This window comes from Pseudomonas sp. 2822-15, assembly GCF_002742515.1.
In the GTDB taxonomy this organism is placed as follows: domain Bacteria; phylum Pseudomonadota; class Gammaproteobacteria; order Pseudomonadales; family Pseudomonadaceae; genus Aquipseudomonas; species Aquipseudomonas salomonii.
In genome coordinates, this window is record NZ_LJRY01000187.1 from 711,355 (window position 1) to 726,278 (window position 14,924).

General features: G+C 59.1%; 12 protein-coding genes and 1 tRNA gene. 3 read left to right on the forward strand and 10 right to left on the reverse strand.

The features are described from left to right. Positions 1–3: 3 nt before the first annotated feature. From AOA59_RS18145 to rpsU, 9 genes are all read right to left on the reverse strand, one after another. Complete coding sequence (locus AOA59_RS18145; RefSeq protein WP_099488634.1) at positions 4–1,686, reverse strand: NAD(P)/FAD-dependent oxidoreductase; 1,683 nt, start codon at positions 1,684–1,686, stop codon at positions 4–6. A 167-nt stretch (positions 1,687–1,853) separates the two neighbouring features. Continuing rightward, a complete protein-coding gene (locus AOA59_RS18150) occupies positions 1,854–2,300 on the reverse strand; it encodes an Lrp/AsnC family transcriptional regulator (protein WP_099488585.1) in 447 nt (148 codons plus the stop codon). A 135-nt stretch (positions 2,301–2,435) separates the two neighbouring features. Next, positions 2,436–2,723 carry a type II toxin-antitoxin system RelE/ParE family toxin gene (locus tag AOA59_RS18155; protein ID WP_099488587.1) on the reverse strand — a complete coding sequence of 96 codons (288 nt, stop codon included), beginning with the start codon at positions 2,721–2,723 and terminating at the stop codon, positions 2,436–2,438. Positions 2,724–2,732: 9 nt separating this feature from the next. Continuing rightward, positions 2,733–3,023, reverse strand: a complete 291-nt coding sequence (locus tag AOA59_RS18160) for a Phd-YefM (protein ID WP_056857840.1) — start codon at positions 3,021–3,023, stop codon at positions 2,733–2,735. 588 nt (positions 3,024–3,611) lie between these two features. Further along, positions 3,612–3,688 (reverse strand) — tRNA-Ile (locus AOA59_RS18165). A 15-nt stretch (positions 3,689–3,703) separates the two neighbouring features. Continuing rightward, positions 3,704–7,447, reverse strand: a complete 3,744-nt coding sequence (locus AOA59_RS18170; protein WP_099488589.1) for an EAL domain-containing protein — start codon at positions 7,445–7,447, stop codon at positions 3,704–3,706. A gap of 136 nt (positions 7,448–7,583) precedes the next feature. Continuing rightward, positions 7,584–9,434, reverse strand: coding sequence for an RNA polymerase sigma factor RpoD (gene rpoD / locus AOA59_RS18175; RefSeq protein ID WP_017138049.1), 1,851 nt, complete (start codon positions 9,432–9,434; stop codon positions 7,584–7,586). 67 nt (positions 9,435–9,501) lie between these two features. Beyond that, entirely contained in the window at positions 9,502–11,472 is a 1,971-nt protein-coding gene (gene dnaG / locus AOA59_RS18180; protein ID WP_069786299.1) for a DNA primase, read from the reverse strand. Positions 11,473–11,907: 435 nt separating this feature from the next. Continuing rightward, positions 11,908–12,123: a 30S ribosomal protein S21 gene (gene rpsU, locus AOA59_RS18185; protein WP_002551877.1), complete on the reverse strand. Its 216-nt coding sequence runs from the start codon at positions 12,121–12,123 to the stop codon at positions 11,908–11,910. 203 nt (positions 12,124–12,326) lie between these two features. Between rpsU and tsaD the strand changes: the two genes are divergently transcribed. Continuing rightward, positions 12,327–13,352 (forward strand): tRNA (adenosine(37)-N6)-threonylcarbamoyltransferase complex transferase subunit TsaD, encoded by a 1,026-nt coding sequence (tsaD, locus tag AOA59_RS18190; RefSeq protein ID WP_056857844.1) that lies wholly within the window; start codon positions 12,327–12,329, stop codon positions 13,350–13,352. Between the two features lie 34 nt (positions 13,353–13,386). Here the strand turns inward: tsaD and plsY are convergent, their stop codons facing one another. Next, positions 13,387–13,956, reverse strand: coding sequence for a glycerol-3-phosphate 1-O-acyltransferase PlsY (gene plsY / locus AOA59_RS18195; protein WP_056857845.1), 570 nt, complete (start codon positions 13,954–13,956; stop codon positions 13,387–13,389). Positions 13,957–14,028: 72 nt separating this feature from the next. On the opposite strand from plsY, the gene folB reads away from it, so the two are divergent. Together folB and folK are read left to right on the forward strand one after the other, a co-directional pair. Beyond that, positions 14,029–14,382: a dihydroneopterin aldolase gene (folB, locus tag AOA59_RS18200; RefSeq protein ID WP_017138053.1), complete on the forward strand. Its 354-nt coding sequence runs from the start codon at positions 14,029–14,031 to the stop codon at positions 14,380–14,382. Next, positions 14,373–14,891, forward strand: a complete 519-nt coding sequence (gene folK / locus AOA59_RS18205) for a 2-amino-4-hydroxy-6-hydroxymethyldihydropteridine diphosphokinase (protein ID WP_099488591.1) — start codon at positions 14,373–14,375, stop codon at positions 14,889–14,891. The genes folB and folK overlap by 10 nt, the downstream gene beginning before the upstream one ends. Positions 14,892–14,924: the final 33 nt, after the last annotated feature.

Consider the following 14,924-nt stretch of genomic DNA (forward strand, 5'->3'; position numbering starts at 1 on the left):
TCCTTAATCGGCCAGGGCGATCGGGCCGATTTCGTCAAAGACATCACCTGGGCCTGGGTTTTCGGGGTGAGTGCTGCCGCCGAAGTGGGTCATGATGCCCCACACCGCATTCAGCGAGGTTTGCACCGCGCCCTCGACCCACGCAGGCGTCCAGGATACGTCGTCACCGGCGATAAAAATCCCACGCTGTTCGGCGGGCATGTCCTTCTGCATAAAGTGCGCATACATGCGCTGGTTGTAGCGATAGTGGCCGGGCAACGCGCCTTTGAAGGCGCCGAGGAAATGCGGGTCGGCTTCCCAGGATACGGTGATCGGGTCGCCGATGATGCGTGCCTTGATATCGACTTTCGGGTAGATCTTTTTCAGCGCGTCGAGGGCCAGTTTCACGCGCTTGTCGATAGGCTGCGGGAGCATTTTCAGCGCGTCGCTCATCCACGAGTACGACAGGCAAATCACGCCTGGCTTGTCGTCACCGTTGTCGAACAGATAGGTGCCACGGGTGAGGCGGTCGGTGAGGGTCATGCTCATCAGGTCGCGGCCGGTCTCCGGGTCTTTGTCTTTCCAGAACGGGCGGTCGACCATCACGAAGGTCTTGGACGATTGCATGTAGCGCGTGCGGTCCAGGGCCATCCACATTTTTTGCGAAAACAGGGTTTCGTCGCATTCGATCTGGGTGGTCAGCAACCAGCTTTGGCAGGTGGTCAGCACGGCGGCGTATTCGCGGGTGTCGCCGTAGTTGTCGGTGACCGCAAAGCGGCCATCGGCAGCATGGGCAATGCGTTTTACCCCCGCCCGTGGCGCACCGCGATGCAGCGAGCTGAGGCTGGTGCCGGCAGGCCAGTGGGCGCAACGCTCCGGCACATGGCGCCAGATGCCCATGGGCACTTGTGCTACGCCGCCAACCACCAGGTGTTGGTGATCGTCGCAGTTGGTCATCACCACGCGGAAGATTTCCAGCATCGAGTTGGGGAAATCCGAGTCCCAGCCACCCGTGCCGAAACCCACCTGGCCAAACACTTCGCGGTGCGCGAACGACAGCTTGGCGAACGCCTTGGACGTGGCTACGAAGTCATAGAAGGTGCGGTCGTCCCACAGCGGTACCAGCTTGTTCCACAGCGCTTTGAGGCGCGGCACGTCGCGATCGCGAATGGCTTGCTGGATATCACCGAACTGCGAGCCGGCCTCCAGCGCATCCGCCCAGGCATCGGCCACTTCCTGGAACAGAACGGGCAAGTCCGAGAGTTTCTGCGCGTAGTGAGTCTGGCCTTCGAGGTCGACCACTGTGCTGCCGGAAGCCGGTGTCAGCGGGTTGGGAAAGGGTCTGGTCTCAAGGCCCAGCTTGTCCACATAGTGGTAGAACGCGGTGGACGACACCGGAAAACGCATGCCGCCCAGCTCGGCGATGATGCCTTCGGCGCCTTCAAAGGCCTGGGAGCGCAAACGCCCGCCCATCTTCGAGGCCTCATACACCACCGGCTTGAGGCCCAGCTTCATTAGCTCGTAGGCCGCCACCAGCCCCGCGATCCCGGCCCCCACAATCGCCACTTCCGCGCCATGGTTGGCCGCGGGAATACTGCCCAGGCCGGCCGGGTGTTCGATCCAGTCATCAAAGGCAAACGGAAAATCCGGGCCAAAGATGGTGATAGGTTTTTTACCGTCGGCGGGATGGCGATTGGTCTTGCTGATGGTGCTGGACGGAATGCTCATGGCTGACCTTACTGACGACTCGGCGGGATTCGGCCCGTTGAGTATAGGAAAAGATGGCAGCCAGTTTAGGGAGCGTAGCGTTCGTTATTAAGACGCAATGTGTCGTCGGATTGGATTGTTTTTAGTCATAGTGACGAAGTGGCTGGTCAAATTGGCTGGCCACGGTCCAATTTGTTACTGAGGATGATCGACGTGGTGGTTTTCTCTACGCCCGCGACACTGCCGATCTGGTCCAGCAACTGGTCCAGCTGTTCCGGCGAATCAGTGCGCAGCCAGGCCACGTAATCAAACTCGCCACTCACCGCACACAACTGCTGCACCTGCGCCATGGCGCTCAGCCTGCGCAGCACTTCCTTGCCCGAGCGCGCCTGAACGGTAATGCCGACATACGCCTGCAACCCCCCATCAACCACACGTTGCCCGAGGCGCACGCCATAACCGGTGATCACCTGGGTTTTCTCCAGACGCGCCAGGCGCGACGTCACCGTGGTGCGCGCAATGCCCAGCTGCCGGGCAAGCATGGCCACGCTTTCGCGGGCGTTGATCTGCAAGGCGGCGATCAGTTGGCGATCGATTTCGTCGAGGGCGGGCAAGGGGGGGCTCCGGTGCGATGGGCAATGAGGCGGTATGTTACAGACTTCCAGACACGAAAAAGCCGCGCAGTGCGCGGCTTTCTCGTTTGGTAATACGGATACAGGGCAGTATAAGAAAAAGCCCTTAACGCGGGCTCAGACTCGTTTTTTTGCATCGTTGTAAACTTCGTCGTCACGTCGGTTGCCGGCGGCGATGATCAGTACTTCGACGGCTTTTCCATCAACCCGGTACACGATGCGTGTATCGCCAGTCCGAATTCGACGACACCCTGCAAGCGATCCGCTCAGGGCCTTCCCACTTTTATCGGGTTCTCCATTTACTATTCTTTCCTCGATGACGTCCAGGATCCTGTTTGCTGCTGTGGATCCAAGCCTGTCGAAGTCGCCTTCAGTATCTGGGTGATAGTTGACTCCCCAAGCCATCGCAAATCCTTAGTCTTTTTTGGCGTACCTGGCTCGCATATCTGCGTGAGAGATAGCCGATTTTGGGTTAAAGCTCGCCAAGCGATCACGCGCAGTAGCTTCGATTCGTAGGTCTTCCAGCTCATCCATCAATTCTTGATAAGCATCTACATTCACGATGACTGCAGCCGGTTCATTGTCTTTGAACACGACCAAGCGATCGGTGGTGCGGCTTGAGATTTCTTTGAGCTTTGAACTGAAGCTCCTAACCATTGCGGTAACCGATATGGCCTGGTCGGCCCGATCAAGTAGCGCTGCCATAACTGAACTCCAAGGCAATATAACCTAACCATGTACAAAGGAATGCTAAATTCTATGTACTGTACGATGCGAAGTATTGCTCATATTTGAGCATTTGTTAAGCATTCGCTAAGCATTTTTTGTATGGCTGATTGAATGAATTTTGCCGGCAGGATTCTCAGTTGTCGGCGAATTCGCCGCTAAATTCGTCGAATTAAGATCTAAGTCTTTGTTTTTTGGAGCGCTATTAGCTGTCGCACGGTTCAGCGTTCGGCAGCGGGGCACGAAACGCCACCATTGTGCGCTTCAACGCAACCTGATGCTGCATGACTTCATTCTCTCGGCCGGGCGCAGTGCGCAGACCATGTGCCGTGCCGTGCTGGATTTTATGGTGTTTGGGGGAGGGCTACTTTCAACGCAAAACCAACCGAGTCGATTATGGGGGCGTTGGTCAACTGACAATCGCTTGGCCTAATGGGGCTGAGGTGAAGGTGTTGGAAAATTCGAGTGGACATATTGTGGACACTTTTGCTGGTCTGGCTGGAAAATCTGAGCCAGAAAGCTTGGGTGCAAAAACGGCGAAAGCCACGCATTGCGTGGCTTCGAAGATGGTGGGCCCAGTAGGACTCGAACCTACGACCAAGGGATTATGAGTCCCCTGCTCTAACCAACTGAGCTATAGGCCCTCAGTAGGACGCGGATTATAGCGACGGTTTCCGTGCTGTGCCATCCGAAAAGTCTGAAACCCGCATATGAAGAAACGTCTCGGCAAAAAGCTCCGGCGGCAGTGGCAGGCTGACGATGTAGCCTTGCATCTGTTCGCAGCCTTCGGCCGCCAGGAAGGCTTGTTGTGCGGGGTTTTCCACGCCTTCGGCGATGATGGTGAATTGCATGCTGTGGCCCAGGGCGATGATGGCGCGCACGATGGCGGCGTCGTGGGGGTCGTCGGGCAGGCCGCGCACGAAAGACTGGTCGATCTTGAGGAAATCCAGTGGCAGGCGCTTGAGGTAACTGAGGGAGGAATAGCCAGTGCCGAAGTCATCGATGGCCAGTTGCACGCCCAGGTGCTTGAGTTGGTGCAGCACTTCGAGGGCTTCTTCGGCCTGGCTCATGATGAAGTTTTCGGTGATCTCCAGTTGCAGGCAGCCGGGCTCCAGATCGTAGTCGTGCAGCAGTTGTTCGATGCGCGCGAGCAGGTTGGGGTGACGCAGTTGTGCGCCGGCGAGGTTGACTGACAGTGGGCCGAAGTCGTTGAAGGCGTGTTTCCAGGTGTGCATCTGACGGCAGGCCTGTTCCAGTACCCAGTCGCCAATCTGCAGGATTGTGCCGTTCTCTTCGGCCAGGGCGATGAAGTGTTCCGGCGGCACGTCGCCAAACGTCGGGTGGTGCCAGCGAATCAAGGCTTCGGCGCCGATCAGTTCCTGGGTGGCCAGGCTGAGCTTGGGTTGGTAGTACAAAAACAGCTCTTCACGTTCGATGGCGCGACGCAGTTCGTGCTCGAGGGCCACGCGTTCGTTGGCCTGGGCGGTGAGGTCGCGGGTGTAGCTCTCGACACGGTTGCGGCCTTTGGCCTTGGAGCGGTACATCGCGGCATCGGCGTTTTTGACCAGGGTGGCGACGTCGGTACCGTCCTGTGGGTAAAGGCTGGTGCCGATGCTGGCGCTGATAAAGAACTCATGCTCGCCGGCCTGGAACGGCGGGGTGAAGCAGGCGAGCAGTTTATTGGCCAGGTGTTCGGCATCGCTGGCTTGTTGCAGGCCGGGTAGCAAGATGATGAATTCGTCGCCGCCCAGGCGTGCCACGGTGTCGATGTCGCGCAGTTGCTCCTTGAGGCGCACGGCGATGTCCTTGAGCAGCAGGTCGCCGACGGGGTGGCCGAGGCTGTCGTTGATATGCTTGAACCGGTCCAGGTCGAGGAACAGCACGGCGCCCTGGCTACCGGTTTCTTCCTGGCTAATGAGGGCGGCTTGCAGCCGGCTTTCAAACAGGGTGCGGTTGGGCAGGCCGGTCAGGGGATCGTGGTGCGCCTGGTAGTCGAGGCGAGCCTGGGCGTGCTTGAGGCTGGAGATATCGGCAAACACGGCAACAAAATGCGTGATCAACTGGTCGCGGTTGCGCACGGCGCTGATGGTCAGCCAACTGGGGTACAGCTCGCCGTTTTTGCGACGGTTGGAAATCTCGCCCTGCCAGTGGCCGTGGGCCGTCAATTGATGCCACATCGCCGCATAGAACGCGCTGTCATGCAGGCCGGAGGCGAGCAGGCGCGGCGTGCTGCCAAGGGCTTCGGCTTCGCTGTAGCCGGTGATCTCGCTGAAAGCGCGGTTGACGGCGCTGATGTTCTGCCGGGTGTCGGTGATCAATACGCCTTCGGCGGTGCTCTCGAACACGGTGGCGGCCTGTTGCAGTTTTTCCTGCATCACTTGGCGTTCGGTGATGTCGCGGGCGATGGTCAGCATGCAGTCTTCTTCGCCGATGGGCAGCGGGCGGCTGGACACTTCGCACAGGCGAATCGAGCCGTCGGCGCGGCGGATACGGCAGACGAAGTCGCGCACAAAACCGTCGCGTTGCATCAATTCCAGCAGGTGTTTGCGTTCGTTGAGGTCAACCCAGATACCCAGGTCCAGGGTCGACTGGTCGAGCGAGTTCGCACTGGTAAAGCCCGTCAGGCGGGTGAAGCCTTCGTTCACTTCAATCAACAGCCCATCGCGTTGGCGGCTGAGCAGCAAACCGTCGGGTGAGGCGTGGAAGGCCTTGGCGAATTTCTCTTCGGAGGTTTGCAGCAGTTGCTGGGTTTCCTTGAGTTGGGTGATGTCACGCACCGCCACCACCAAGGCTTCCGTGGTGTCGAGCTGGAACGGTTCGGCGGAGATCAGCCCGGTGAACGCCTGGCCATTGCTGCGCAGAAACGGCATTTCCAGGTTGCGGATGCTGGTGGTCTGCACACGTCGCAACAGGTCGGGGCCGACGCCTTGAACGCCCCAGATATTCAGCTCGGTGGCGGTTTTACCCACGACTTGTTCGGCGCTTAACCCAATCTGGTCCTCGAATGCCTTGTTCACCTCCAGCAGGCAGCCATCAGAGAGGCGGGCGATGACCAGGATGTCCGGGCATTGCTGAAACACCGAGGCAAACTTCTCTTCGGAAAGCTGCAACGCCTCTTCAGTGCGTTTGGCTTCGCTGATATCGATCATCAAACCGCGTAACACCGGCTCATGGCCGTGCTCGATCAGGCTGACGATGTCACGCACCCACAAGCAGCGGCCGTCGGCGGTAATCACCCGATAATCGAGGCTGTGATCGCGGTTGGCGCGGGTTTCCTGGTAGCAGAATGCCTCGGCACGGATCAGGTCGGCGGGGTGGATGATGTTGCGCCAGAAACCTGGAATCAACCAATGGGCGCGGGGATAGCCCAGCAGGTCTTCGGCGTGGGGCGACACGTAGCTGTAGGTGAAGTCGGTGATGCTGGCTTCCCAGGCAATCGCGGACAGGCTCTCTACCAGGCCGCGATAGTGGTATTCGCTGCTGCGCAATTCTTGCTCAAGGGCGACCCTCCGGGCAATTTCCGAGCTGAGCCGGCGGTTGATGCGAATCACGATGGCCAACACAGTGCTCAACAGCAGCACCGCCGGCAGGCCGTACATCAGCAAATCGGCCCAGAAGGTGCGGTGATCGGTGAAACTGCCGACCCAGTGTTGCTGGATCGCATCGGTTTCGTCGGAGCTGAGGTCGGCGAGGACTTTGTCCAGAATGCCCACCAGTATTTTCTGATCGCGTGGCACGCCCATAGCCAATTGATAGCGGTAGGGCGTTTCGCCGCTGACGTATAAACCGTCCAGCTTGAGTTGGCGCAGGCTCCAGACGCTGGAAGCGAGGTCGCTGACAACCGCATCCACTTCATCGGTGGCCAGGGCTTGCAGCGTTGAACTGACGTTCGGCATGGCCACCAGGTTGAGGTCGGGGTGGTGAGTGCGTAGTAATTCGTGCGGCGCGTAGTTTTCCACCACCGCGATCTTCAGGCCGTACAGGTCTTTGAGGTTGCGCGGTTTTGCGCCACCCTCATGGGCAAGGATGACGATGGGAAAGTCCAGGTACGGACGCGTAAAGGCCAGGTAGTTCTGGCGCTCGGGCGTCGACATGATGCCGGGGAGCAGGTCGAGCTGGTTGTTTTTCGCCTGTTCGAGCACGGCGGTCCAGTTCGCCGGCTCGATCAGCTTTATCCGTACGCCCAGGCGGTCCTGGATCAGGCGTACATAGTCGGCAGCAAGGCCTTGATAACGGCCATTTTCATCACGGTATTCGAAGGGCGGCCAAGAAGCGTCCACCCCCAGGCGCAGCTCCTGATGGTCCGCCAGCCAGCCACGCTCATCATCAGTAAGAGTCAACGCGCCAGCCGTTGCGGTCCAGGCGAGCAGCGACAGCAGTATCACGGTCGGCAGTCTGGGCATAACGGTCTCGTTATGGCACGGGGAATCTGTCGAGTGTAGACGGGCATTTAGGGGGAGGGGTGCTGCGGGGGAGGTTAATCTGTAGAAATTAATCTATAGAAAACAAAACCCCCGGCCTGGGCCGGGGGTTCTGGTATCACTCGTCGAGGAAGGAGCGTAGATGCTCGCTTCGCGTCGGGTGGCGCAACTTGCGCAGCGCCTTGGCTTCGATCTGACGGATCCGCTCGCGGGTCACGTCAAACTGCTTACCGACTTCCTCAAGGGTATGGTCGGTATTCATGTCGATGCCGAAACGCATGCGCAGTACCTTGGCTTCACGGGCAGTGAGGCCGGACAGTACGTCGCGGGTCGCTTCTTTAAGGCTCTCAACAGTGGCGACATCGATTGGCGACTGCATGGTCGAGTCTTCGATGAAGTCACCCAGATGGGAGTCTTCGTCATCACCAATCGGCGTTTCCATGGAGATCGGCTCTTTCGCGATCTTCAATACCTTGCGGATTTTATCCTCAGGCATTTCCATGCGTTCGCCCAGCTCTTCCGGGGTCGGTTCACGACCCATTTCCTGCAACATCTGCCGGGAAATACGGTTGAGCTTGTTGATCGTCTCGATCATGTGCACCGGAATACGGATGGTGCGGGCCTGGTCGGCGATCGAGCGAGTGATCGCCTGACGGATCCACCAGGTGGCATAAGTCGAGAACTTGTAGCCGCGACGGTATTCGAACTTGTCCACCGCCTTCATCAAGCCGATGTTGCCTTCCTGGATCAGATCGAGGAATTGCAGGCCACGGTTGGTGTACTTCTTGGCGATCGAGATCACCAGACGCAAGTTCGCTTCAACCATCTCTTTCTTCGCGCGGCGGGCCTTGGCCTCACCGATCGACATGCGACGGTTGATGTCTTTGATTTCAGCAATCGTCAGACCGGTTTCGGTCTCAAGCGCGGTCAGCTTCTGCTGGCAACGGATGATGTCCGGCTGCAGGCGACCAATGGCTTCGGCGTATTTCGCCTTGCCTTTGGCCAGCGCGTCGGTCCAGCTTTCATCGACTTCGTTGCCCGGGAACTGGCGCAGGAAGTCGGCACGCGGCATACGTGCATCACGTACACACAGCTGCATGATTGCGCGTTCTTGCGCACGCAGACGTTCAAGGGCACTGCGAACACGCTCAACCAGGCCTTCGAATTGCTTCGGTACCAGCTTGATCGGCATGAACAGCTCAGCCAGGGCCACCAGCTCGGCAATCGCCAGCTTGTTGGAGCGACCGTGCTTTTTCAGGGCCTTGCGGGTGATTTCCATTTGATCGGAAACCGCACCGAAACGCTGGGCTGCGATGATCGGGTCCGGGCCGCTTTCAACTTCATCTTCGTCGTCGCTGCTGGCTTCAGCATCGTCGTCTTCGGTGTCGTCGTCGGCTTTCGCGGCTTTCGCATCGACAGGCGGCGGCACTTCGGCGGCAGGCGGCGCAATGCCGTCGTCCGGGTCGATGTAACCGCTCAGAACGTCAGACAGGCGGCCACCTTCGGTGGTGACGCGAGTGTACTCGGAGAGAATGTGGTCAACCGTGCCAGGGAAGTGCGCGATTGCGCCCATCACTTCACGGATACCCTCTTCAATACGTTTGGCGATTTCGATTTCGCCTTCACGTGTCAGCAGCTCGACGGTACCCATTTCACGCATATACATGCGCACAGGGTCAGTCGTGCGACCGATGTCGGTCTCCACCGCTGCCAGCGCGGCCGCCGCTTCTTCAGCAGCTGCCTCGTCGGTATCGGAGTCGGCCAACATAAGGGCGTCCGCATCCGGAGCACTCTCGTGTACGGGGATCCCCATGTCATTAATCATGCGGATGATGTCTTCCACCTGCTCTGGATCTGAAATATCCTCAGGCAGGTGATCGTTGACCTCTGCGTAAGTCAGATACTTCTGCTCACGACCAAGGGTGATCAACTCTTTGATACGAGACTGTTGTTGCGCTTTTCCGGACATAACACCCTATCCACTGAAGGTCTTGGCGGGCAAAAAACAAGCCGAGGATTATACCCGAGCTATGACCTCACACGCCAGCTGAGGTCGGGTTAGATGTACAAACATTCTGTTTTAAGAGGTCGCGCATCTGTTTTGCTATCTGAATTTGCTCTTCAGCCGATAAACCCGGCTGCCTTGCACGCTTGATCAGCTCATCCAGGGTCTGCGTGTGCTGACCTGCGGATAACCTAGTAATGGTGTCTAAAAACTGTTGTTCAAGGTTGTCGCCGTCAATTAGCCACTCCTTTTCCGCCAGTGCTTTAAGCAAGCGTCCTTGTTCGGTGCCGTGCCAACGAGCCATCAATTGAATTGAGTTTAGCTTAGGATTTTTCTGCACCGCCTCGATCAAGGCGATCAGTACCTGAGCGTAAGTGTTGCTCTCGTTGGCAAAGTGATCGGCGCTCTCAACTTTTTTTGCCAATTGCGGGTGGTGAATAAGTGTTCTCAATGCAATGAGCGTTGGAGCTTCGACGGCGACAGGAGTTCGCGGCGCGTATGCCTCGTCGCGGTCACCGCGTTTGCCGTTCTTGTTCCAGGGTTTCTTGTCCCATTTTTTACCGCCGGCGCCGGGCTTCTTCGGTGTCCACTCCTGCTGGGGCGCGTAGGCCTCCTGCGGTTGGTGGAAGTCGGAATAGTCCGGCATGGCGTCGTAGTCCATGCCAGGGTCGTAGGCCGGTGGCGCTTCCTGCGGTGCGCTGTGCACCAGCTGGCTGACGGCCTCGCCACTCAGGCCGGTGATTTCCAGCAGGCGCATGCGCATCAGTGATTTCAGGTTGGCGCCCGGCACTTTGTCGATCAGCGGCGCTGCGAGGGTGGCCATGTGGGCCTTGCCTTCGAGGGAGCGCGGGTCGGCTTCTTCGGTCAGTTGCTGGAAGAAATAGTCCGCCAGCGGCTGCGCGTGTTGATTGATGCGGGCGCGGAAGGCGTCGGTGCCTTCGGAGCGCACCAGGGTGTCCGGGTCTTCGCCTTCGGGCAGAAACAGAAAGCGCGCGCGGCGCCCGTCCTGCAGGCTCGACAACGTGGCTTCGAGCGCACGCCAGGCGGCGTTACGGCCGGCCTGGTCGCCGTCGAAACAGAACAGCACGCTGGGCACCACGCGAAACAGGCGCTTCATGTGTTCTTCGCTGGTGGCGGTGCCCAGGGTGGCGACGGCATTGCGCAGGCCCTGCTGGGCCAGCGCGATCACGTCCATATAGCCTTCCACCACGATGATTTCATCGAGGTTGCGATTGTTTTTGCGCGCTTCAAACAGGCCGTAAAGTTCCTGGCCCTTGTGAAATACCGGGGTTTCCGGGGAGTTCAGGTATTTAGGCTTGTCATCCCCGAGTACCCGGCCACCAAAAGCGATGATACGGCCACGGCTGTCGCGGATCGGAAACATCACGCGATCGCGGAAGCGGTCATAGCGCTTGCCGGTCTCGGCGTTTTCCACCAGCAGGCCGGCATCGATCATGGCCTTTTGCTGCAGCGTATCGCTGCTCAGATGCTTGTACAGGTTGTCCCAGCCCGGCGGGGCGAAACCCAGGCCAAAATCCCGGGCGATCTCACCGGTCAGGCCGCGGCCCTTGAGGTACTCGACGGCGGCCTTGCGCTGCGGATGGCTTTTAAGCGCCTGGCGATAGAAGTCGGCAGCGGCGGTCAGCAGCGGGTACAGCGGCGAATCGGTGGGTTGTCGCGGTTTGTGCGCGCGGCCACTTTCTTCGCGGGGGATTTCCATGCCGGCGGCTTTGGCCAGTTCCTCGACGGCCTGGGGGAAGTCCAGGTTGTCGTGGTCCATGATAAAGCCGAGGGCATTGCCGCCTGCGCCGCAGCCGAAGCAGTAGTAGAACTGCTTGTCTGGGCTGACGCTGAATGACGGGGTTTTTTCTTTGTGGAACGGGCAGCAGGCAGTGTAGTTCTTGCCGGCCTTCTTCATTTGCACGCGTGAGCTGACAACATCGACGATGTCGGTGCGGTTAAGAAGGTCGTCAATAAAACTCTGGGGAATCAGCCCGGCCATGGCGTTCTCGTCATCACTGCGTGTAAATGAGGGCCCGTGAAGCGTTCAAGCGCACGTATCGAGTGCTTGAACATCTGTCGTCTGCATGGGGAGTGTATCTGCCGAGCATTCACTGACGTTAGTTTCTATCAGTCTTCGGCTTTGAAATGTTGCCCTGGCGTCCGGTGTTGGCCAGTAGTGGCCTCGGAACCGCCTTGATGGGCACAGCCGACACAGTTGATCGTCTGTTTGTAAAATTAAGTGTGCTCGTCAGTAGCCTTGTTAGGCTCGTCAGAAGAGACGCGCACCGCTGGCAGAAGCGCCAGTCCTGACGTGTGAAGCAGTGTCTCGGTCGCGTGTGCGGCGTCGACGGTGAAGCATCAAGCGATATCCGCAAATGCCAACAGCCCGGCTGAGGGCCGGGCTTGGCAGAAGCTTGCTACGTAAGTCTGTGTATTAGTACAGACGAACGGCGCGGCGCTGTTCGCGCTGAACTTTCTTGGCGTGACGCTTAACAGCGGCTGCTGCTTTACGCTTACGCTCAGAAGTTGGCTTCTCATAAAATTCGCGGCTACGAACTTCAGCCAGAACACCGGCTTTTTCGCAGGAGCGCTTGAAACGACGCAGAGCTACGTCGAAGGGTTCGTTCTCTTTTACTTTGACGGCTGGCATCCAGAGCTACCTTCTTTCATTACCGGGAATCAACGTTCTCGTCGCAAAAAATTCGCGGCTGAGGTCGTCGGTTTTTAAGGGTTGCGGATGTTAACCCCTCATTGACCGGAATGCAAAGCCTCTGATCGAAAACCGCTAGTCGGGAGGGGGAGTGGCGACTATTATGCGCGCCTTCGAATTCAGCCTCTACAAGGCGCAAACCCATGCTAGTACTGGGACTTGAAACCTCCTGCGACGAAACCGGTGTCGCACTTTACGACAGTGAACGCGGGCTTTTGGCCGATGCACTGTTCAGTCAGATCGACTTGCACCGCGCCTATGGCGGGGTGGTGCCGGAGCTGGCCAGCCGCGATCACGTCAAGCGCATGCTGCCCTTGATTCGCCAGGTGTTGGACGAGGCCGGCTGCGTGCCGACCGAGATCGACGCCATTGCCTACACCGCAGGCCCCGGATTGGTTGGAGCCCTTCTGGTTGGGGCCTCTTGCGCCCAGGCGCTGGCCTTTGCCTGGGGTATTCCGGCCCTCGGTGTGCACCATATGGAAGGCCATTTACTGGCGCCGATGCTGGAAAAAACACCGCCGCAGTTCCCGTTCGTCGCTTTGTTGGTTTCCGGTGGCCACACGCAGTTGGTTCAAGTGGATGGAATCGGCCAATACACGCTTTTGGGTGAGTCGCTGGACGACGCCGCCGGCGAAGCTTTCGACAAAACCGCGAAGATGATGGGCCTCAATTATCCCGGTGGCCCGGAAATCGCGCGGCTGGCCGAAAAAGGCGTGCCTGGCCGCTACACCTTCCCGCGCCCGATGTGCGACCGCCCAGGCCTGATGTTCAGCTTCAGCGGCTTGAAAACCTCCGCGCTGAACACCTGGCAGCAAAGCGTCAGCGCCGGGGACGACAGTGAACAAGCCCGTTGCGACATCGCGCTGGCGTTCCAGCAGGCCGTGGTGGAGACTTTGACCATCAAGTGCAAGCGCGCCCTGAAACAGGCAGGCATGCAGCGCCTGGTGATCGCAGGCGGCGTCAGCGCCAACAAGGCGTTGCGCGCCTCACTGGAAAAAATGCTCGGCGACATGAAGGGCGATGTGTTCTATGCGCGCCCTGAGTTCTGCACCGACAATGGCGCGATGATTGCCTACGCCGGTTGCCAGCGCCTGCAGGCCGGGCAGCACGAAAGCCTGGCGATCAGCGTGCAGGCACGCTGGCCGATGGAGCAGCTTTCACCGCTTTAGGCGGTTTGGTCTGAGCCGGGCTCATCAACGGTATTTAAAAATGCCGTTCGCGCCCGGCAAACAGGTCGCGTAAATTGCCGCGGTGGCGCCACACGATCAGCAGTGTCAGTACGCTCATCGGCAGCAACGCCGCCGGTGCCTGCCAGGCCAGCAAGGGCAGGGTGAGTGGCGTGGCGATCAGTGCGGCCAGTGAGCTGGTGCGGGTCAGGTAGAACGTCAGCAGCCAGGCCAGCACGGCCAGCAGCGCTGCCGGAGGGTAAACCCCCAGCAGCATACCGGCCGCGGTCGCGACGCCTTTGCCGCCGCGAAAACGGAAGTACAGCGGAAACAGATGGCCCAGGACGGCGCACACGCCCACCCAGGCCTGCTGTTGCAAGGTAAGACCGGCGAAGCTGGCGATCAGTACGGGCAACAAGCCCTTGCAGAGGTCGCCCAGCAGCGTCAGTACGGCGAGTTTCTTGCCGGCCAGGCGCAACATATTGGTGGCGCCGGCATTGCCTGAGCCACTCATTCGCGGGTCGGGATTTCCCGTCAGGCGGCTGAGCAAAATGGCGAAGGACAGCGAGCCGAGCAGGTAGGCGAGAATCGCCAGTAACCAAAACATGCTAACTATTCCGGGCGAGGACGCCCTGATTCTAACGGGGCAATGCGCCCTTGTCGTGCTGCGGAGAAGAGCTTGGACAGAGTGTTTATCGAAGGCCTGGAAGTCGACACCGTAATCGGGGCCTACGACTGGGAGCGCGGCATCAAGCAATGCCTGCGCCTGGACCTTAGCTTCGCCTGGGACAATCGCCCGGCTGCCGCCGGTGACGACCTGACCCTGGCGCTGGATTACGCCAGTGTGTCCACGCGCATTCAGGCCTTTGCCGAGCAATCCCAGTACCAGTTGGTGGAGACCTTTGCCGAGCGCCTGGCCGAAGTGCTGATGAACGAATTCCAGATTCCCTGGCTGCACCTCAAATTGACCAAGCCCGGCGCCGTACCGGCGGCCAAAGGCGTGGGCGTGGAGATCGAGCGCGGATGTCGCTAACTCAGGTTTACCTTGGCCTTGGCAGCAATATCGAGCGCGAGCCGCACCTGCGTGCCGGCCTGGACGCGTTGGCGGGCTTCTTGACCGATGTACGCTGCTCCGCGGTATTTGAAAGCCAGCCGGTGGGCATCAAGAGCGGGCCATTTTTCAACCTTGTCGTGTCGGCGTATACCGACCTGCCGTTGATGGAGCTCGATCGCCGGTTGAAATTCATCGAGGCCGACAACGGTCGTTATGCCCCGGACCGCAAAGGGCTGCCGTTGGATATCGATGTGCTGCTGTACGGTGATTTGGTGGGGAATTTCGACGGTTTGATCCTGCCGCGCGCAGAGATCCTGAAGAATGCTTTTGTGCTGTGGCCGTTGTCGTTGATGGCGCCGGATCGTGTACACCCTGAAGTCGATAAGACAATGGCCCAGTTATGGCGCGATGCCCAGATCGACCAGGTGCTGGCGCCTGTCGGGTTTGAATGGCAGGGCCAGCAGTTGACCCCGGCAGGTCTACTGTAGCCGCCGATGCGCCTGGCTTGACCGGATTCAACT